At 37.3% G+C, this 20,304-nt stretch carries 16 protein-coding genes and 4 pseudogenes; 17 read left to right on the top strand and 3 right to left on the bottom strand.

Translation table 11 applies throughout. The annotated features are described in order from the left end of the window. Positions 1-100 precede the first annotated feature (100 nt). Positions 101-994, top strand: a complete 894-nt coding sequence (locus P4S71_RS19430; protein WP_337151329.1) for a LysR family transcriptional regulator — start codon at positions 101-103, stop codon at positions 992-994. 97 nt (positions 995-1,091) lie between these two features. Here the strand turns inward: P4S71_RS19430 and P4S71_RS19425 are convergent, their stop codons facing one another. Then, entirely contained in the window at positions 1,092-1,943 is an 852-nt protein-coding gene (locus P4S71_RS19425) for a universal stress protein (protein ID WP_337151328.1), read from the bottom strand. A 10-nt stretch (positions 1,944-1,953) separates the two neighbouring features. After that, positions 1,954-3,443 (bottom strand): annotated as a pseudogene (locus P4S71_RS19420) (SulP family inorganic anion transporter). A gap of 429 nt (positions 3,444-3,872) precedes the next feature. On the opposite strand from P4S71_RS19420, the pseudogene P4S71_RS19415 reads away from it, so the two are divergent. The 4 genes and pseudogenes from P4S71_RS19415 to P4S71_RS19400 all read left to right on the top strand — a co-directional run bounded on the left by P4S71_RS19415 (position 3,873) and on the right by P4S71_RS19400 (position 8,656). Beyond that, positions 3,873-6,064: pseudogene (locus tag P4S71_RS19415) on the top strand (LruC domain-containing protein). Next, the gene (locus P4S71_RS19410) at positions 6,064-6,516 is read left to right on the top strand and encodes a hypothetical protein (protein WP_337151327.1); all 453 of its coding nucleotides are present in this window, start codon (positions 6,064-6,066) and stop codon (positions 6,514-6,516) included. The pseudogene P4S71_RS19415 and the gene P4S71_RS19410 overlap by 1 nt, the downstream one beginning before the upstream one ends. A gap of 411 nt (positions 6,517-6,927) precedes the next feature. Further along, positions 6,928-7,500 (top strand): endonuclease/exonuclease/phosphatase family protein, encoded by a 573-nt coding sequence (locus tag P4S71_RS19405; protein ID WP_337151326.1) that lies wholly within the window; start codon positions 6,928-6,930, stop codon positions 7,498-7,500. Between the two features lie 115 nt (positions 7,501-7,615). After that, positions 7,616-8,656 (top strand): IS481 family transposase, encoded by a 1,041-nt coding sequence (locus tag P4S71_RS19400; RefSeq protein ID WP_337149778.1) that lies wholly within the window; start codon positions 7,616-7,618, stop codon positions 8,654-8,656. Between the two features lie 141 nt (positions 8,657-8,797). On the opposite strand, the gene P4S71_RS19395 is transcribed toward P4S71_RS19400, so the two are convergent. Then, positions 8,798-9,718 carry a glycosyltransferase family 2 protein gene (locus tag P4S71_RS19395; RefSeq protein ID WP_337151325.1) on the bottom strand — a complete coding sequence of 307 codons (921 nt, stop codon included), beginning with the start codon at positions 9,716-9,718 and terminating at the stop codon, positions 8,798-8,800. A 204-nt stretch (positions 9,719-9,922) separates the two neighbouring features. On the opposite strand from P4S71_RS19395, the gene P4S71_RS19390 reads away from it, so the two are divergent. The 12 genes and pseudogenes from P4S71_RS19390 to P4S71_RS19335 all read left to right on the top strand — a co-directional run bounded on the left by P4S71_RS19390 (position 9,923) and on the right by P4S71_RS19335 (position 20,200). After that, the gene (locus tag P4S71_RS19390; protein ID WP_337151324.1) at positions 9,923-10,600 is read left to right on the top strand and encodes a hypothetical protein; all 678 of its coding nucleotides are present in this window, start codon (positions 9,923-9,925) and stop codon (positions 10,598-10,600) included. Further along, positions 10,567-11,073 (top strand): glycosyltransferase, encoded by a 507-nt coding sequence (locus P4S71_RS19385; RefSeq protein WP_337151653.1) that lies wholly within the window; start codon positions 10,567-10,569, stop codon positions 11,071-11,073. The genes P4S71_RS19390 and P4S71_RS19385 overlap by 34 nt, the downstream gene beginning before the upstream one ends. Before the next feature lie 8 nt (positions 11,074-11,081). Next, on the top strand, positions 11,082-11,282 hold the full coding sequence (locus tag P4S71_RS19380; RefSeq protein WP_337151323.1) for an oligosaccharide flippase family protein: 201 nt from the start codon (positions 11,082-11,084) through the stop codon (positions 11,280-11,282). 213 nt (positions 11,283-11,495) lie between these two features. After that, positions 11,496-12,203 carry a hypothetical protein gene (locus P4S71_RS19375; RefSeq protein WP_337151322.1) on the top strand — a complete coding sequence of 236 codons (708 nt, stop codon included), beginning with the start codon at positions 11,496-11,498 and terminating at the stop codon, positions 12,201-12,203. A 278-nt stretch (positions 12,204-12,481) separates the two neighbouring features. Then, positions 12,482-13,854: pseudogene (locus tag P4S71_RS19370) on the top strand (O-antigen ligase family protein). Beyond that, complete coding sequence (locus tag P4S71_RS19365; protein ID WP_337151321.1) at positions 13,838-14,542, top strand: acyltransferase; 705 nt, start codon at positions 13,838-13,840, stop codon at positions 14,540-14,542. The pseudogene P4S71_RS19370 and the gene P4S71_RS19365 overlap by 17 nt, the downstream one beginning before the upstream one ends. 4 nt (positions 14,543-14,546) lie before the next feature. Further along, positions 14,547-15,683: a glycosyltransferase gene (locus P4S71_RS19360; protein WP_337151320.1), complete on the top strand. Its 1,137-nt coding sequence runs from the start codon at positions 14,547-14,549 to the stop codon at positions 15,681-15,683. 131 nt (positions 15,684-15,814) lie between these two features. Then, positions 15,815-17,306 (top strand): annotated as a pseudogene (locus P4S71_RS19355) (GumC family protein). A gap of 1 nt (position 17,307) precedes the next feature. Then, positions 17,308-17,574, top strand: coding sequence for a hypothetical protein (locus tag P4S71_RS19350; protein ID WP_337151319.1), 267 nt, complete (start codon positions 17,308-17,310; stop codon positions 17,572-17,574). Further along, a complete protein-coding gene (locus P4S71_RS19345) occupies positions 17,516-17,935 on the top strand; it encodes a glycosyltransferase (RefSeq protein WP_337151652.1) in 420 nt (139 codons plus the stop codon). The genes P4S71_RS19350 and P4S71_RS19345 overlap by 59 nt, the downstream gene beginning before the upstream one ends. Positions 17,936-17,949: 14 nt before the next feature. After that, complete coding sequence (locus P4S71_RS19340; RefSeq protein ID WP_337151318.1) at positions 17,950-18,384, top strand: glycosyltransferase; 435 nt, start codon at positions 17,950-17,952, stop codon at positions 18,382-18,384. A gap of 10 nt (positions 18,385-18,394) precedes the next feature. Continuing rightward, positions 18,395-20,200, top strand: coding sequence for a sugar transferase (locus P4S71_RS19335; RefSeq protein ID WP_337151317.1), 1,806 nt, complete (start codon positions 18,395-18,397; stop codon positions 20,198-20,200). Positions 20,201-20,304: the final 104 nt, after the last annotated feature.

Here is a 20,304-nt window from a genome sequence, read left to right as displayed (position 1 = left end):
TAATTTGAATAGTGATTTTTAATAACGCTATTCTTTCACTATTAACAGTTTTGAAAAACCGAGCTAGTAAGGAATAAATGTCAATGCTATATTGACAATCATGGATACTATTATTGGCATTAAAACAATCATAGCGGTTGTTGAAACAGGCTCTTTTACAGCCGCAGGCGACAGGCTAGGGCTTTCAAAGGCACTGGTCAGTAAGTACGTGGGCATTGTAGAGCAAGACTTAGGGGTTAGATTATTTAACCGCTCCACGCGCAGAATTTCGATTACCGAAGCGGGGCAAAGTTATTACACAAGCGTAGTGCCTGTAATTGAAAGCTACAGTGAAATGCTCGATAACTTATCGGGTCAAACAGCGCTTGCCAGCGGCAAACTTAGAGTGAGTGCGCCGGTGTCGTTTGGTGAATCAAACCTTGCGCCGTTAATGCCTGAGTTACTGAGCCGATACCCCGATTTAAGTATTGATTTAGTGCTTTCAGACAAAACAATTGACTTGTTAGAAGAGGGGGTTGATTTAGCAATAAGAATTGGCAGTGTGTCTGACTCTAATTTAATCGCGAGGCAAATTACCAGTTACCCTTTAATTTTATGTGCATCAGCCGAATATATTCAGCGCTTTGGCGCACCAGCGAGTGTTGATGAGCTTGAACAACACGCCACAGTGATTGATAGCAACTTTAAAATAGGTCGCCATTGGCCACTTGTTTCACCTACTGGTGAGGCATTAACGGCAAGCGTAAACTCGCGTGTTTCGGTTAATAATCCACAAGCTGTAAAAGAGGTGGTTGTAGCGGGTGGCGGTATTGGCTTAATCCCTGAAATAGTGGTGAGAGACGATATTGCATCGGGTAAGCTTGTACAGGTTATGCGGGACTATAAAACCTTTGAGTTTGGTTTATTTGCTATTTACCCGCATAGAAAGTTTGTGGCTCAAAAGGTTACGTCGTTTATTCAGTTTTTATTTGAAAAGTTTGAAGCTAAAAAATAAAGCTTACTTTAAAACTAAAAGTCAAACCAAGCTAAAAACAAAAACGCCTAAAATCAGTTAAGTGATTTTAGGCTTTTTAGAATGGAATATTAAAATATTATTTTAAAATAACCACAGGCACATCGCTGTTCTCGAGCATTTTAATGGTGTTACTGCCCACAAAAAACTGCCTTAATTTAGAGTGCCCAAACGCACCCATTACAATTAACTCTACATTATTTTGCTCTTTATATTGCATTAACGAGTCAAAAATATTGCCCTCTAAAAAGCTTGCCGACACTTCAAAGTCCATACTGATAAGCTTGTGCTGTGCATTAACAAATTTTTCTTCAAGGTCTTTTTCGTTATTTTTAATACTCACTAAATGGCAATGCAAACCATGTAAAAAGCCGCCATCAATCACTTGTTGTAGCGCTTTGTCGGCTGTTTCGCGGCCGTCATACGCAATCATAAATGATTTAGGTTGTTTAAATGTTTCTGGAATAAGCAAAATAGGTTGTGTTGCATTGCGTACTAAGGTTTCTATATGTGAGCCCAGCACCGCAAAACTATTACTATGTCCAGCACCATTTTGGCCAATAACAATAAGGCGTGTGTCGTCTTTTAAGTTTATAACGGTATCGAGCAAATCACCGTGGCGTTTAATTAACTCAAAATTAGTAATACCTGCCGATTTAGCATGCTCACTTACTGAGTTTAATAATTCGTCAGCCATTTTTAAACTTACTTTGCAGCGTTGTTCGTCAAGCTTAGTCATTTCATCAAGAAGTGTTGACTGTGCACCAAGCCCAATACTACCAGAGTAGTCACCAACATTTGTTTGCTGCGTTTTTTCAATTGTATGCACAAAGCTAATTGGTTTATTTAACTTTTGTGAAGCCCAAATAGCAGCATCGGTTACATTTTTTGTAATGGCTGAGCCATCTACATAGGTAATTATTTTAGTCATTGCATTCTCCTTAATGTCCGCCAAGTAGTTTTTCGACTTCTTCAGGGTTGTTATGCACACCAAATTTATCAATTACAGTTTCGGTTGCGCTATTCATACCAATAATATTAACCGTTGCGCCTTCACGTCTAAATTTAATAACCACCTTGTCGAGTGACGATACACCGGTTATATCCCAAAAATGTGCATGGGTTAAATCAACTACGACGTTAGAAACCGCATTTTTAAAATCGAACGATGCAATAAATTGCTCAGCTGAGGCAAAAAATACTTGGCCAACGACTTCATAGGTTATTTTATCGTTGCTTTCATCATGCTTGGTTTTAACCACCATAAAGCGACCAATTTTATTGGCAAAAAACAACGTAGCTAACAACACACCAACTAAAACGCCAATGGCTAGGTTATGCGTGGCAACAACCACAATAACGGTGGAAATCATCACTACGTTTGATGAAAGCGGGTTCTTTTTTAAATCCTTAACAGAGGTCCAAGAGAATGTACCAATCGATACCATAATCATTACGGCAACTAGGGCTGCCATAGGAATTAAACGCAGCCACTCATCTAAAAACACCACCATTATGATTAAAAATGTGCCTGCAATAAAGGTAGAAAGCCTGCCGCGCCCCCCGATTTAACGTTAATAATTGATTGCCCAATCATAGCGCAACCCGCCATACCACCAAATAAACCTGCGCCAATATTGGCAATACCTTGACCTTTACACTCTTTATTACGATCGCTTGTGGTATCGGTTAAGTCATCAACAATAGTGGCGGTCATCATTGATTCAAGTAAGCCCACAACCGCAAGACCAATCGAATACGGTAAAACAATTTGCAGCGTTTCGAGTGTTAGCGGTACATCGGGCCATAAAAATATAGGCAGGGTGTCTGGCAGTTCGCCCATGTCGCCAACGGTTCTTATATCAAGCCCTAAATAAATACACAAAAGCGTTATTACAACAATACACACTAAAGGAGAGGGAAGTATTTTGCCAATAGTTGGAATGTACGGAAATAAGTAAATAATACCTAAGCCCGCTGCGGTCATCGCATAAACATGCCAAGTAACATTGGTAAGCTCAGGTAACTGCGCCATAAATATTAAAATAGCCAGTGCGTTTACAAACCCAGTAACAACAGAGCGCGATACAAAGCGCATTAATTCACCGAGCTTTAAAAAGCCTGCCAATATTTGTAGTACACCGGTAAGCAAGGTAGCAACCAGTAAGTATTCCAAACCATGATCTTTAACTAGCGTCACCATTAACAGTGCCATTGCACCGGTGGCCGCCGATATCATGCCAGGACGTCCGCCTACAAAGGCAATAATAACGGCGATACAAAATGAGGCGTATAAACCTACTTTTGGATCAACACCGGCAATAATAGAAAAGGCAATCGCTTCAGGTATTAGGGCAAGCGCCACAACAATACCAGCAAGCACATCGCCACGAACATTAGAGAGCCAATCTCTTTTTACGTGATCAAACATGTAAATAACCTAATGAGTTAGTTTCCCAAAGTATAAGGGAATATTTTATTTAAATAACAGTGATTCTCGCACACCTAATAAAGCTTACAGATAAAGCGCTGACAAACAAGGAAGATAGATTACCTAAGGGCATTTTAATTTTAAAAAGCACCTATGGTTAGATAAAAAGTTAATATCTTGGTATTTATAGAGTTCATAAGCTAGCTGGTTTATTTGCGATACTAATAATTTTAACACCTCTCATACTTAGAACTTTTTCCGTCATATCTATTTTATAAACACGGTATTAATTCGCATAATGCAAATTAATAGAGTTGCAACATGCATTGAAATCGCTCTATTTTATTTTTTTATAAAGAATTCAATGTACTAAATTTTGGAATGAAGTCTGCACTGATTTATTTACTTAATAAATAAGGGCAACTAATTATGAAATTAACCCAATTATCCACAGCACTTTTATCACTAGTTCCGTGTGCTGTTTTAAGTCAGCCATTTGATGAATGTCCAAGTCAGGCTTTTTTAATGCAAAACTCAAAAGCACAACTGTATGGAATAGATTTAGTGTCTGCTAAACCTACCGTTTTAACGACAGAGCTGACATTTGCAAATGAGGCTAATAATGAAAGTGTTAACGCAATAGGCTTTAATTATAAAGATCAATATTTATACGGGTTTAGTAAGCAATTACCAAGTAGTGTTGTGCAAATCGATGATGATTTTGAAATGAAACGCTTAGATGTTGTTGGTCTTCCTGCAACAAATTTTTACGTTGGTGATATCCAAGTCATTGAAGATGAAGGAACTCAGAGCGCTTCATATTATGTTTATACTCCAAATTTTGGTCTTTATTCTATCAACCTAGATGGTGATTTAGATGCCTCTATTACAGCCACACTTCTACCTGATTCAGATACATGGAAGCTAGGTATATTTGATTTCGCTTTTCACCCAAAGAGTAATTTATTATACGCTGTAGAATCTAATGGTGACTTGCATGAAATAGACATAGCAGCTAATACCGCTCGATTTATTACTCAAGTAGACATTGGTGATGATACAGGGGCTTTTGGAGCTGCATACTTTGATATTAATGGGCAATTTTATTTCAGTAATAACAAAAGCGGTAAAATTCATAAGGTTGATTTAAGCATTAGCCCAGTTGTTGACTATACGCCGGTTGCTAACGTATTTACATCAGGCCCTAAATCAAGCCAAAACGATGGGGCACGTTGTGCCATAGCTGAAGTTAAAGTCACCGATAGCTCAATTGATTTTGGTGATGCACCAGCACCGTATAACACGAGTCTTGAAAAAAGTGGCGCTAGGCATCTGTTTGATCCTAATAGCACTGGCAGTGAGTTAATTTATCTAGGAGATTCTGTTGATGGCGAAAATATAAATACAGAAGCTGATTTAGCCAATTTTCCGATTGATGGATCGGATGATGGGGTTAGTTTTGTAACTGCTATATCTGCAGGTCAAGATAGCCAAATCATAGTTAGGGCATCAGCGACTAGCTTTTTATATGCATGGTTTGATTGGGATCAAAACGGAGCATTTAGTGAAGATGAACGAACGGTCACCAAATTTCAGCTTAATGAGGGTGATAACAGTATTCTTGTCAGTGTTCCTAGTAATACAAAGTCAGGCCAAACATGGGCTCGATTTAGAGTAACTGATGGTACCGAAGCCTCGCTTATCACCGCAACAGGGGGAGTACTTGGCGGCGAAGTTGAAGATTACGAAGTAACTACATTTGCCAGTGCTGTGTATCCAGGTGAGAGTGATTGGGTAACGCTTGCTTACGAAGACAAATGGCCGTTTGCAGGTGATTACGATTTTAATGATGTCGTACTTAATTACAGAACGACTCAGCTAATAGAAGGAGCAGTGTAGTTGGCTACAAAATAGATGGTCAACTTATAGGTATTGGTGCGACCTATCATAATGGCTTTGCTGTGAGGCTAAAGGAAACGGTAAATGGTAATCCACTCTCAATTTTAAGAAATGAAGTTGATGAGAGTGCTATTTCTTTGGTTATTGATGGGCAATTGCAAAATGGCCGTTATTTAGAAGAAAACCGCGATGAAGCTATTCTAATTTTTATGCAAGATACGTGGGAGTACGTTTCTAAACAGTCCGGTTGTGAATACTTTAGAACAGAAAATAACTGTGATGATAACGTTAAAGTCACATTTAGCATGACCATTCCATTAAAATTACCAAAAGCAATCACAGCCTCTCCAGGTACACTTCTTGACCCCTTTATTTTTGCAACAGATGGTTTTTATCATGGAGACTTTTTGGTAGGAAAAGAATCCAGAAGCTGGGAAGTGCATATCAAAAATCAAACGCCGACTGAAGCGTTTGACTCCTCATTTTATAACTATGTTGGCTCTGATGATGTGAGCGATCAGAGTAAAGGTTTGTATTTCCTTAGTGAAAGTGGCTTACCTTGGGCAATGGAAGTTGGTATGCAATGGCTTCATCCACTTGAGGGTGTTGATATAACTGATGCCTATGGCAGCTTTGCCGAATTTGCAGAGTCATCGGGTGCGCAAAAAACAAAATGGTTTAATGATTACAGTATTAATAATGTTGTAAAAGGGGATCAATAATGAATAACGCTATTATAATTTCAATGTTATCACTAGGTTTAATTGCATGTGGCGGCTCGGGTTCAGAAGAATCAAAAGCTCCTGAGGCAGCGGTATCTCCACCTTTGGAAAGTTCAAATGAACCTGCAGGAATAGCAGCTTTACAAATTGATGAACAATTTAACCTTTCCACTAAATACTCACTTAATCTTGATGTTGATCTTGGACTGGGAGATGTTAGAGCGTATTTAAATGTATGCCAAAAGAAAATATCAGCACAGCGGGCAGATTATAATAACTGCGTTTATAGAGGGCCATTGGCCAATAGTATGCTTGAAAAACAGCTTACACTGAGTCGTGAAGATATTGAGTTAATAGCCGAAATTTGGTTTTACGACAGCTCTACTCAGCCACTTTCATATTCATGGAAATATAATTCAGGCGAAAAACAACAGTTATTTATAATGCGATAACCTTTGAAAGTTTTCACTCGCGGGGTCAAAAATTTATGTTTAGAGCCTTAGGTATTAATAATCCGCAACGATTTTTTTGCGGATTATTCTTTTGTTAGCCGCATTGTTATTTATTGCACTTGCGTATAATCCTTTAGATCATTTTTATGCAGATGTGTTTGTGTCTCTGCGCTTACAATTATTGTCAGCTGCGTTAGTGTGTGCGCTGCTATTAATTACCCTCAAACTATTTAAATTAGGAGCCGCATTACTACTTGTGTGTATTGTAGGGGTTACCCCTGTGTTATTTAATCTATCTAGCTCAACATCCTACAGTGGGCCGGTATTATCTGTTAAGCAAATAAACTTAAACTATAGTAATAAATATATAGAAACTCATTTAGCAACGTTGTTGCAAAAAAATGGGATGTGTTGATTTTACAAGAATTCAGCGACAAAAATCGTAATTTACTGAATCAATTTTTAAGTACAACTGATATGTTTGGCTATGAAGAGATAGAAGGAATTCCCTATGGCATAGTTGTTTTATCACGAATACCTATGGTGTATAAGCATCAAGTTAAACTGGATGCTGATAGATTAGGTTACATTAAATTGAAGTTTTTATTTATAGATCGCATTGTCACGGTTTTTGTAGCTCATCCTCCTTCCCCACGGTCAAGACAACATTGGCAAAATAGAAATACGTTATTAGCAGCACTAAACACGGCAGCACATAATGAAAAGGGCGTTTGGGTAATCGCTGGTGACTTAAATATTGTCCCTTGGTCTCAATACTTTAATTGGGATGATAGTAAAACGTGTTACGGAGAAAGTGAGCGGTATGTGAGCTTTATGCCTTTTGAACGTGGGCGATCTATTTTTACAGGCTTAGCCATAGATCATTGTATAATGAGTGAAGGCATTAATTTGCAAAGATTAACAGTGAGTGACTTTAAAGGCAGTGATCATAGAATGCTTAGTTATGATTTAATTATTGATTAACCTTAAATGTATTAGTTCAGACAAGATCTGACAATTCAACTTGAAAAAGTGAGAGTTACCCGTTTTGATAAAGGTGTCGAATCTTTAAATCAAAACAAACAAAAAGGTAACTCTCATGTTGCATACTAACAATCCAATCATAAAACACAAAGCTGGTTTACTTAACCTTGCCGAAGAACTAGGCAATGTATCAAGAGCCTGTAAAGTCATGGGCGTATCACGAGATACATTTTATCGTTATCAAGAACTCGTTAATGAAGGTGGTATTGATGCATTAATCGAAAAGAACCGCCGTACACCAAATATAAAGAATCGCGTTGACGAAGAAACAGAGCAAGCCGTCATTAACTATGCAGTTGACTATCCTGCTCACGGTCAACATAGAACCAGCAATGAGCTTCGTAAGTTAGGCGTGTTTGTCTCAGGTAGTGGTGTTCGTTCAATCTGGTTGCGTCACGATTTAGAAAACTTCAAAAAACGATTGAAAGCATTGGAAAACAAAGTCGCTAATGAAGGCATTATTTTATCTGACGCTCAAGTTGCTGCGCTAGAAAAGAAAAAACATGACGATGAAGCCTGTGGTGAAATTGAAACAGCGCATCCCGGTTATCTTGGCTCACAAGACACATTTTATGTTGGTAACCTTAAAGGTGTTGGTCGTATCTATCAACAAACCTTTGTGGATACCTACAGTAAAGTCGCCTTTGCGAAGCTCTACACAACGAAAACGCCAATTACAGCGGCTGACATGCTCAATGATAAAGTATTGCCTTATTTCGAAGGTCACAAATTGCCTATGCTTAGAATATTAACTGACCGAGGAACTGAGTATTGCGGGCGAGTTGAGCATCATGATTATCAGCTATATTTGGCAATTAACGACATCGACCATACAAAAACGAAAGCAATGTCCCCGCAAACAAATGGTATCTGTGAGCGTTTCCATAAGACGATTTTGAACGAGTTCTATCAAATCACATTCCGCAAAAAGTTGTACGATTCAATGGAAAAACTACAAAAAGATCTGGACGAATGGATGGATTACTACAACAATGATCGGACTCATCAAGGAAAAGTATGTTGCGGTCGAACACCACTTGAAACATTACTGGATGGAAAAACGGTTTGGGCAGAAAAGAATTTAGCTCAAATCTAAACTAACAGTCACCATTAGAAAAATGGGTAACTGTCAGATCAAGTCTGAGCTAGTACACCTTAAAGGCTCAGGATTTTATGCTGAGCCTTTAAAAGTCGGTTTGCGTAAGCTATTTAATGGGCTTAGGTATATAAAAATTGCTCACGATGGCTTAATCGTCTGTTTTATATCATGTAATAGGTGCTGAAAATTTCGTTTGTGAGGAAATAACATAAAAGCAGCCGCAGTAATACGTAAGGCTTTAAATTTAAGCCCGATTTCCCTGTAGTACTCACCATAACACTCTAACATTCTCGCTTTAGCTTTAAGCTTTGTATCAAATCCAGTATCGTTTTTACATCGAGAAATGATTACTTTCATTGCATTAAGTCTATTTTTTCTATTTGCTGTGATTGAGTCTGCCCTCATTAAATAGCCCATTGATGTTTGAAGTGAAAATGCAACATCACCAATTCGAGCTAATTTTAACCAGCAATCCCAATCACTTGCGCTATTGAGTGAAGTATCAAATTTTCCAACGAAGCTGATTGCTGATTTTTTTACCATCACAGAAGACGTGCCTATCACATTAGCAAATAGGAGTAAGTCCATAGGTGATTTAAGATTTTGATACCCTGTGCTATTTTTATCTATAAATTTTGAGAACTCCGGCCAATAAGAGAAACAATCAATAATTGGTTCATATTTTTCATTTACATGCATGTAATTAGTAAAACTTAAAACACAGTCACTATTTTGTTTCATATAGTTAATTTGATTGGATAACTTGTCGTCTGTCCAGTAATCATCGGCATCTAAAAAGGCAATGTAATCGCCTTTAGCCTCAGATATTGCTCTGTTTCTCGCTTTTACAACCCCTGTATTTGGTTGTGCAATGACTCTAATTTCAGGCAGTGTTTTTTGAAGATTTTCTAACCATTCGACACTGCCGTCAGTTGAACCATCATCGACGACGAGTATTTCGTAGCTAATATTCTCTTGTCTAACAATGCTTGATATTGCCTTTGCTAAATAGGGTTTACAGTTGTAATTAGGAATAATAACGCTTACTTCAATGCTCATATTAAGTAACCTTCATTTTCTCAGGTAGTTAGACTACGCAAGATAAGCGCCAACGATTTTAATACGCTTCGGGGCGATTTTTTGTTTAATGGTTTGCATATTGCGATTTATCTTCGCATATTGATTTTTTAATGCTCATTTAAGCCGTTTTTTGCAGGGCATAGTTCTTGCGAAGTAACATTAAGTTTATCTGGAGTTTTTAAAATGAAACATATTGGTATTGTTGTCCCCAGCTTTCACATTCCATCAGAAACGTTTGTCGTTACTGAAATCAATGCTTTAGTTAAAGCAGGACATAAAGTAAGTGTGCTGACGTTCGAAAACTTGAATGAGTGCATCAATTTAGATAATAGCGTTCGTATTATTGTTATAAAAAAATCGACTCAGTCTGCTATTAGTTTTGCATTACAACACCCTGTTATGGCACTTAAAAGTAGCATATTGGCCAGTAAATTTAGCGCTATCTCTCTTGTATCGCTAATGGGTTATGGACTGAATATTGCTGAGATAATTCATTCTCGTAAAATCTCTCATATCCATTGCCATTTCATGCATGCCCCGCTCACATATTCAATAGTTGCCAGTAAAATTGCAGGTGTTAGCGTGTCCTCAATAGGGCACGGTCACGATGTTTACGTGAACGATTCTGATTTAAAACTTAAATTATCACTGTGTGATTTCTCAGTTGCGGTATGTAAAGACATGCAGATAAAGCTAAATAATTACAGCGCAGGTAAGGTTCAATTACTGCACTGTGGTATCGATTTAAGTATGTTTAACGCCAAACCAAGTCGTCTAAATGAGTCAGTAAAGCTCTTATTTGTAGGGCGATTAGTTGAAAAAAAGGTCTGCAATTTCTATTACCAGCAATACAAAAGTTAAATAAAAAATACTCTATTTCGCTAGATATTGTAGGGGAAGGGCCTTTATTAAATGATCTAATTTATTTATGTGAAGAACTTAATATTGTTACTGAAGTTAAGTTTTTAGGTGTAAAAAGCCCCACATGGCTAGCAAAAAACACCAGTGATTACTCTGCCTTAGTGGCTCCTTTTTGTGTGTCTAGTAATGGTGACCGCGATACCGGTCCTGTGGTTTTAAAAGAGGCGATGGCCAGTGGCATTCCTGTATTAACGACAGAACTGATGGGAGCAAAAGAAATTGTTAATGACTCCGTTGGGTTTAAATGTGAGCCTTCTAGTATTGGCGGTCTCGAAAGAATTTTAACTGAGTTTTGTGATCTTAGTCCGTATGAAAGATACGCAAAAGGACTAAATGCTAAAAAGTTAGTGACTAAAAAGTTTGATGCAAATTCGCAAGCTAAAAAGCTATCTAACTGGATTCAAACTGTGTAGGTGAAACTATGAATGGAATTAAGCAAATTGCATATTTTGGTTTATCTACCTTATCACTTAAAGTGCTGGGGTTTGCTTTATTACCTATTTCTACACGTATTTTGAGTCAAACTGAGTTTGGTGAGCTAACTTTTTTAGTGTCAATATCAGCGGTTATGTCGTTACTTTTATGTTTAGGCTTACCGGAATTACTTTTAAGCAACAAATAAACAACCCTCAAAAAAGCGTGCATTATTTAGAGATGCATTTATTTTATGTGGTTTTTTCAGCAGTATCTTTGTGTGTGTATGTGTTTACTTTGCAGAGCCGTTTAGCGCGTTACTGCCTGTTTCATTAACTTTGATAGATATAAAACTGTTGGCTGTTAATTTAGCACTATCATCGCTGCTTTCAATTTTATTTGTTACTTTAGATACTACGAGATGGCTAAGCAGTTTTGTATTTTAGCTATACTACAGGGCATTGTTCAAACTGTGTGTACGCTTGTATTGCTTTATTTAGGCTATGGGGTAACCGGTGTGATGGTGTCGGGTGTTGTATCGAGTGCTTGTGTATTATTTATAGCATTATCGGTTGTTTTTCAGCAGATTAGCATCGGCTTTAAATATATTCCTTGGAATATTAGCTATAAAAATAGTCTGTTTTTATTAAGCATTATTATCTCTTCATTGTTTGTATACGCAAATAACGGTGCTGAAAACTGGTTTATTGTAGCAAGTGTAGGTAAAGAAAAACTAGCTCAATACTACGTTGCAGTGCAGTTTGCATTAATGGCGTCGTTTACTTTTGAACCGATTAGAATGTGGTGGTTTTCTCGTCGTTTTAATGAGTTAGCACAAGATCGTACTCGTTATGTGTTTTTATGCGAACTTAGTTTGGATATTGGCATATTACTTTGTGCGTCTATGACGATAGTGGCGCCTCATCTTTTAGTCGTAGTATTACCCGATAGCTATCAATTAAATATATGGCTGTTACCGAGTTTAATTGTGATTGTGGTACTAAGACACCACAGTGATTTATTAAATATTGGTTGTTATACCAAATTCAACGGTTTTTTTGTCACTGTAGTGAATGTTATTAGTGCTTTAACAGCACTGATACTGCTTTTCTTTTGGTGTCTGAATTAGCTGTACTGGGTGCTGTTATTGCTTTAATGGCAGCCCAGTTATTAAAAGCAATACTTTTTTTGTTATAAGTCAAAAGCTTGAATATTTGTCGTTTAGTGTAAAAAACCTTGTGCCGAGCTGGGGATGTTTTTTAGTCATTTATATGATGAGTGCTTTTGACTTTCCACAATATGTAATCTGCCAACTCATCACATTTATCTGTTTTTTAATGATCCTTTGTCATAAATATAATCAAATAATTAGCAATGTCATTCATCACATATTGAAGGGCAGAGTGCATGATTAATTGGTATAAAAAACATTGTTTAATTATAAATGGGATGCTTATTACAGCGCTAACGCTTGTGCTGTATATTTTATTTGGTCCTATTGCTGCATTTGCATTATTACTGCTGCCATTTGCAGGATACTTAGCGGTTAAGATAAGTACTGTATTTATTATTTTTTTATTCTATTTAGTTATTTTAGATTACACGAAGCCTTTGTTTTTTTAATGCCCCTCAAAATACCTAAAATGTTGGCGCTCGCCTCGCTGTTAGGAATTACATGGCATTTGTTTATTTCAAAAACCTTAAAGCCACATTGGAGCTCAACACATCTGATTTTTGTTATTTGGTTTGCTTGGCTTACGGTGTGTGTGTTTAGTGCAACAAACAAAGGGCTGGCAATAGAGTATTGGATAGGGGTACTGGTTAAGGTATTTATTATGGTGTTTGCTATCAGCTGGTGGCTAACACGGTTCTCTCATTTTAGTTTTGTTCGCATGGGGATCATGATCTCTGGTGTTGCTGTTGCATTGGTTGCTTTAAACAACAAAATTAATGGCATTGGTCTAATTGAAGGTACTCGGGTGACTATTTCTCGTGAGTATCGCTCACAACTGGGTGATCCAAACGATTTATCTTTAGTGTTAATGTTTCCCGTTTCTTTTTTAGCCGCTGAGTTATTCAATTCACAAGTTAATAAATACCGTCGAATATTTGCAGCAATCGGTTTAATTTTTACTATTTCTGGTGTTATTGCTACGCAAAGTCGCGGTGGGGTATTAGGAATTGCGGCTATCTTAAGCTTCTTTTTATATCAAAAAGTAAAAAATCCTGTCGTTGTTGCAATGTGTGCAGGTGTTGCGATGTTAGCTATGATGGTTTTTGCTGGTATAAGCGACAGGCAAAGCGGTGGAGCTGCAGAAGATGGGGTTGATGAATCTGCAATGGGTCGAATATACGCGTGGCAAGCGGCAATTAATATGGCGCTGTCGAACCCCTTAACAGGCGTTGGTGTAGATAACTTTTTTGTAAATTATTACTTTTACAGTCCTCATTGGGATGGCAAGAATCATGCAGTACATAGCACCTGGTTTCAGGTTTTAGGTGAAACAGGTTTTGTTGGAATATGTATATTCCTGGTTTTAATTGCCAGTATTTACCGAAGTCTTTCGAGAGTTTATTGCATTAATAAACTTAACTACAACCACCAAGTTGTTGTTAATGCTAATGCATTAAAGGCTGGCATTATTGGGTTTATGGTTGCTGGTACATTCCTAACACAAGCATTTACTTGGCCTTTATATATTATTCTGGCACTAACAATTGCGCTAGAAAAGCTCACAATACAAAGCAATAAGGAATCGTCGTATGTTAATACATTTTAAATACTGGCTTAAGAATAGCCCTCATCCTGTTGCGAAATCGCTGTTTTATTTTGCAACTTATCTTCGCAATCCACAAATGGTGGTTATTCCGTTATTTCACTCTGGATTCTATTACCTACATCAATTTTTAAAAACATTTTCCCATGAATTACTAAGAATACTTTATTACACCCCACTGTTTAAAAGTCAGATAAAAGGGAGTAAAAAACAGTTGTTTCTTTACTCAGGTATGCCACAAGTTTTAGGGGAGCTTAAAATTGAGTGCAGCGATAATGTACGGATGTCGGGTATCACAACTTTTTGTGGGCGGATGGGTAGCGTTAACACGCCAACTTTAGTTATTGGTAATAATGTAGATATAGGTTGGCAGAATGCATTTTCGGTAGGTCGAAATATTACGTTAGAGGATGATGTGCGGCTCGCGGGACGTATTTTTTTAGCTGGTTTTCCTGGCCATCCAGTTAATTGTGAACGAAGAGCACTTGGGGAGAGTGATGATGAGTCTCAAATTGGCGACATTACTATTAAACGTGGTGCGTGGCTTGGTACTGGAGTGACTGTTCTTGCTGGCGTTACTATAGGCGAGGGGGCAATTATAGGCGCAGGAAGCGTTGTTACGAAAAACATTCCGCCTTTTACTATTGCAGCAGGTAATCCAGCTAAAGTGGTCAAACACATCAAGGAATAATAATATGAAATTTATCGTTTTTGGCGAAGATTGGGCAAGTCACCCGAGTAGTACGCAACATTTATTTTATCAATTGGCTAAAAATCATGAAATACATTGGGTTAACTCAATAGGTATGCGAAAACCTCGCTTTAAATTACACGATATAAAACGAGTTTGGGGAAAGTTTAAGCAGCTTTTTAGTAAACCTGAAAACACGGTAATTAAAACACCTTCGACGATGCAAGTTTACCGATTACCAGTCTTGCCATGGCACGATAATCGCTTTGTGAGGCGTTATAATAGGTGGGTTTTTTCTTTTTATTTTAAAGATATTCAAAGTAATGGCCCGTTAACGTATTGGTTAAGTGTGCCTACCGCAGAATACTTTTTCACTAAAAAAGCACAAGACACCCTTATTTACTACTGTGGTGACGATTTTAATGCATTGGCAGGTGTCGATCCTAATTTAGTGTCATCCTTTGAGAAAAATTTAATTAAGAAAGCCGACCTAATTTATGTTGTGAGTGATTTTTTAAACAATAAAATGCCGGCTCATAAAACAAAGCTACTTCCCCATGGTGTGAGTTATGATTTATTTACGTCTGATGTAAAGAGAGCCCCAGAAATAGATGTTTTAAATGGACCAGTAATTGGGTTTTATGGAAGTATTAATCAGTGGTTAGATATCAGTTTATTAACAGCGCTTGTTGCGGAGCGACCAAATTATCAACTGCTTTTGGTCGGAGATATTGTTGCTTGCACATCTGAGCTAATGCAGTTTAAAAACGTTACACATGTGCCAGCTGTTGATCACGAGCGTTTAGTGGAGTTTTCGGCACATTGGGATGTGTCTATTTTACCATTTGTAAATAATGAGCAAATTAGAGCATGTGATCCGTTAAAGTTAAAAGAGTATTTAGCCGCAGGAAGCCCGATTGTTGCCACGGACTTTCCAGCCGTAACACGTTATAAGTCGAATATTTACATAGCAAAAAATCAATTCGATTTTATAAATAAAATAGATCAGGCAATTGCCTTAGATAAAGAACAGTTAAGCTCTCTTAAATCAGCGCAACAGGACATCGCTAAAGATCATAGTTGGGAGTCAAAAGCATTGCTCGTTCAACATGATATTTTAATGTTAAATAAAGCGCCTTAGGCAGTAAACGATAATCTTGGCGCAGCCTGTGCAACTACCTTCTTAAAGTACGCTATTTGCAGCTTAAATTTTTATTATGCAAATAGCAGCTAAATTTCGCATAGCAATATGCAAATGTATAGGTAGGGTTTATGTTAGTAAGAGAGCAAATAAAAAGGTTACTTTATTTAACCTTGTATAGTGTTTATACAAGGGCAAAGCTATTCATTTTACCACTTTTGATTGTTCCTTCAGTCGTGATTATCTTGGCTGTGACTGCGCAAAAGCAATACACAAACCATGCAACTATTTTAATAGAAGAGTCTTCGTTACTTAATCCATACCTGGATGATTTATCTTTTCTTTCGATTTATCAAATCGAATGGCGGCACTTAGAACACTTGTAATTAGCCGAAAAGTACTAATAGCTGTAGCAAAAGAAACAGGCTTAATTTCTGAAACGGCTACCTCAGCTGAGATAGAAAAAATCCACCAAGAGCTTTCTCAAGCACTTTCTTTATCACTTGTTGGCGATGAACTTGTTCGTGTGAACTTCATATGGCATGACCAGACAAAAATGAAGATGGTGTTGGAGAAAGTGGTCGAAAAATTTATTGAAAGTTTATTAGCCCCAACAAGAGCATCACTTGATACATCGGAACAGTTTTTTTATCAGCAACTAGTCAGTCTTCGGGATGAGCTTGAGGTATCGGAAGAATCACTGGCTATGTTCAAAACTAAAAATAGTAACACTCTGCCTGCCGTTTTACACAGTAACCGACAAACATTCGATAAGTTATTGAGTGACCAACAGCAAAAATCTATCGTTTTATCGGGTGCGCAAGCCAAACTTAAAGCGTTGACAACAAAAATGGGACAAGCCAATCCAATCCTAGGACGTATTGAAGAAAAAATTATTGCAGTAGAGTCTGAACTTAGCTTTTTAAAAACACGTTATACAGAAAAGCACAGTAAGGTAATTTCAAAAAAAGAGAGATGCAAAGTATAAGAAATCGTCAACAGTCATTAATTGAAAGTAGCAAAGAGCTTGACCTTACTAACCTTGATCAGCTTTGGCAGATGGCCAATACCTTACCCAGTGGCGGGGATAACGAAAGCAGTGTACTTGTCTCTCAAATTCTTAATTTAGAAGAAGCAAAAAACTCAGTTACTCAGCACCAGCAAGAATACAGCATGCTCGAACAGCAAGTTAATACAGTAAGCGAAAGACTTTTAGTGACAAGTGATATTGAAAAGCAATTAAGAAAATTAGAACGTGATTACGATGTTAAGCAATCATTATATAAAGATATGTTAAGCCGTTACGAAATGGCGAAGGTAACAGGAAAGTTAGTTAAATATGAAGGCCCAGATAAAGTAAAAAACATCGAGCGTGCATATAGCCCGACACAACCTATCAACACATCTTTTGCCGTATCAATTATTGTAGGCATCATTTTAGGTATCTTTACAAGTAGCACAATAGTGTTTGTTGCGACTTTATTCGATAGCCACCTTAAGGATATTCAAACCATAGAGAAGCTCTCAGCTCTTGAGGTCGTGACTATTTTACCCATTGTTAGAAATACTCCTGTGGATTTGGTTTTCAATTCATCAGTGAACTCTATTGATCAGAGGAAATAACATGAATGTATTACATTTGGTTCAACATTTCAAAATAGGTGGCCTTGAGAAAATGGCCGCGACACTAATGCAAAAAAGTCAATTTTCTGATACGAGTGTTTTTGTTTCACTCGAAGGAAGTTTTAGTGAAGCAGTTAGAGACTGGCCGCAGCTAGCTGCGTTTGAGCACAGATTAATTTGCCTAAATAAGGCTGAAAAATTTGATCTAAATACAGTTCCGAAAACTGTCAGCTCTTTTAAAAAAACACAATATAGATGTCATCCATAGCCATCATATAGGGCCAATGCTTTATGCAAGTATTGTAAGTTTAAAAAATCGCCAGATAAAGCACGTTTCGACTATCCATGACGCGTGGTATTTAAAAAGTTTTAAGCAACGTTTAATAACTAAATTATTAAATAAGCTAACAAAAATACACTGGGTCGCGGATGCACAAGTTGTGGCGAAGGATTTTTATAACGAAACAGCAATTAGAACCGATAGAACAATCCTAAATGGAGTCGATTTTAAACAGTTTTTTAGTACCAATGAGTTGGACGCTCGGCATGAATTAAATTTACCTAAAAAGGTGAGTTTGATTGGTTGTTCTGCTCGTTTAGAGCTAGGAAAGGGCATTTTCCGCTTATAAGGGTTTTATCTTCATTGCCAGCAAACATCGAATTAGTGTTTGCTGGCAGTGGTAGCTTACGCAGCAAACTTGTTGATTATGCTAGCTCATTGGGTGTTTCAGAGCGAGTGCATTTTTTAGGCAATGTACAAAGCATGCAATTATTTTACTCTGCAATCAATGTAATGTGTCTTTACTCACAAAGAGAGGGGTTACCGCTATCAATTTTGGAATCTATGGCGTGTGGTAAAGCTATTGTTGCCACTGATGTTGGGGGGATCAGCGAAGTATTAACCCATAAGCAAGGTGTATTGGTTAAACCAGGCGATGAAATGGGGCTTAAACTTGCGGTTATTAAAGCGATTAATATGAAACAGGGAGAATGTATAAGGGAGCATATTTTTTCAATCGCTGATGCTAATAAAATGAGTGAAGAGTACGACCATTTTTATAATGGCTTACCATCGTAAGGGGAAAATCATGACTTATTTAATAATTGTTCTCATGGTGTTGATTGTAACCGTTGTGTACCATCACGTTGGCTATTTAGCGCTGTTAAAGTTGGTTAGTCGACGGGCTCATAAACGTATATTCCCAGAGGGGAATACAAGAAAAAATAATCGATTTGGTATTTTGGTGTGTGCTTTTAATGAGCAAGAACACATTAAAGAAAAATTACATAACCTCGGCGCTATGCTCTATAACACTGAGCTTTATGCCATTCATGTTTATTTAGATGGATGTACAGATAACACATACGAAGAAGCGATGTTAGCTCAATCACATCTTGCTCAGCAAAACGTAGTGTGCCACTTGCATTATAATAAACAAAACCAAGGCAAAGCACATGGTATTAACGAGTTAATTACACTAACTAAATCAAATTACGACGTCTTGCTGTTTACCGATGTGAGTGCCTTATTAAGTATTGATGTATTAAATAAAATTGATACTGATTTTAAAGATCCTGATATTAAGGTCATTACAGGTGTTTATGTTCTAGATGAACACGCAACCCCAGAGCAACAACACTATTGGCAATATCAAAATAATGTAAAAAGCATGGAATCATCACTTGGTGCGGTGATTGGTGTGCCAGGAGCCATGTTTGCTATTCGTTCAAAATACACAGATATATTGGATGAAAATACAATAAATGATGATTTTATATTGTCTATGAAAGCCTTAAAAAATGGCGGCAAAGCGATCGTAAATAGCGATATTAACATTATTGAAAGAGAGTGCGATGAGCAAAGCCATGACTATGCTAGAAGAGTGAGATTAGGAGCAGGCAATTGGCAACAAATTAAAATATTATTTGAGCTATTCAATCCTAGATTAGGGTGGGTTAGTTTTAACTTTATTTCACATAAAGTTTTGCGTGGCGTAATGCCAATATTGCTTGCTTTAATTTATATTTTACTGTTTTCAATGGCATTTTTCTCGAACTTATTGTTAGTTAAGTTGTTGTGTTGCGTGATTGTAGCCGTCCATAGTCTCTTTGTGATTAAAAGTACCTTCAACATTAAGGCCAAGATCCCTATCGTTGATAAAGTTAATTATATTCTTAATGCTTATTTTTTAGCGTTATGGGGCATTATTAAATTTGAACGTGGTGATTATAAAAAACACTGGGAAAGGGTTCATGATAGAGAAGCTGAACCAAACGTCAGTATTAAAGTTATAAAACGTATAATTGATATTGTTGGCTCTGTGGTAGGACTAACTTTACTGTCTCCGATCATGCTTTTAGTGGCTGCAACAATTAAAGTAAGTTCACGTGGACCGGTACTGTTTAATCAACTTAGAGTGGGAGAGAGTAATGATAACTTTGTTGCCCTTTTTAATGTCCTTAAATTTCGCTCGATGGTGGTTGATGCTGAAGTAGCAAGTGGCGCGGTATGGGCAAGTAAGGATGACCCTAGAATTACACCTATAGGGCGTTTCATTCGTAAAACGCGTTTAGATGAATTACCTCAATTATGGAATGTGCTGGTAGGCGATATGTCACTCATTGGTCCTCGACCAGAGCGACCTGTATTTTACTCCAAGCTTGAAAAAGATATTCCTTATTTCTCTCAGCGTACCTACGGTATAAAGCCAGGTATATCGGGGCTTGCTCAAGTAATGAATGGATATGATGAAAGTATTGATGATGCAAGGAAAAAAATAGGTTGGGATTATGCTTATATGTTAAGTACATCATCTCCACGTAGTTGGTTTTATATGGAATTGACTATTTTTTTGAAAACACTCGTTGTTGTATTTACTGGAAAAGGGCAATAATTATTTTTGCATAATGCAATCCTACTTTTAAAAGGGAATTGCATTATGCTTTACTATCCTCAAGCGCTCCCACTGCTAAATTAAAAGATATTAATTATCAATAC

Source organism: Pseudoalteromonas sp. B62, assembly GCF_037162565.1.
In the GTDB taxonomy this organism is placed as follows: Bacteria; Pseudomonadota; Gammaproteobacteria; order Enterobacterales; family Alteromonadaceae; genus Pseudoalteromonas; species Pseudoalteromonas fuliginea.
This window is presented reverse-complemented; position numbering and strand designations above follow the sequence as displayed.

What these genes read in the sequence shown, in the direction of transcription:
- P4S71_RS19430 (WP_337151329.1), top strand. Translation starts at nt 101, where the DNA reads ATGGATACTATTATTGGCATTAAAACAATCATAGCGGTTGTTGAAACA.
- P4S71_RS19425 (WP_337151328.1), bottom strand. Translation starts at nt 1,943, where the DNA reads ATGACTAAAATAATTACCTATGTAGATGGCTCAGCCATTACAAAAAAT.
- P4S71_RS19410 (WP_337151327.1), top strand. Translation starts at nt 6,064, where the DNA reads ATGAATAACGCTATTATAATTTCAATGTTATCACTAGGTTTAATTGCA.
- P4S71_RS19400 (WP_337149778.1), top strand. Translation starts at nt 7,616, where the DNA reads ATGTTGCATACTAACAATCCAATCATAAAACACAAAGCTGGTTTACTT.
- P4S71_RS19395 (WP_337151325.1), bottom strand. Translation starts at nt 9,718, where the DNA reads ATGAGCATTGAAGTAAGCGTTATTATTCCTAATTACAACTGTAAACCC.
- P4S71_RS19390 (WP_337151324.1), top strand. Translation starts at nt 9,923, where the DNA reads ATGAAACATATTGGTATTGTTGTCCCCAGCTTTCACATTCCATCAGAA.
- P4S71_RS19380 (WP_337151323.1), top strand. Translation starts at nt 11,082, where the DNA reads ATGAATGGAATTAAGCAAATTGCATATTTTGGTTTATCTACCTTATCA.
- P4S71_RS19375 (WP_337151322.1), top strand. Translation starts at nt 11,496, where the DNA reads ATGGCTAAGCAGTTTTGTATTTTAGCTATACTACAGGGCATTGTTCAA.
- P4S71_RS19365 (WP_337151321.1), top strand. Translation starts at nt 13,838, where the DNA reads ATGTTAATACATTTTAAATACTGGCTTAAGAATAGCCCTCATCCTGTT.
- P4S71_RS19360 (WP_337151320.1), top strand. Translation starts at nt 14,547, where the DNA reads ATGAAATTTATCGTTTTTGGCGAAGATTGGGCAAGTCACCCGAGTAGT.
- P4S71_RS19350 (WP_337151319.1), top strand. Translation starts at nt 17,308, where the DNA reads ATGAATGTATTACATTTGGTTCAACATTTCAAAATAGGTGGCCTTGAG.
- P4S71_RS19335 (WP_337151317.1), top strand. Translation starts at nt 18,395, where the DNA reads ATGACTTATTTAATAATTGTTCTCATGGTGTTGATTGTAACCGTTGTG.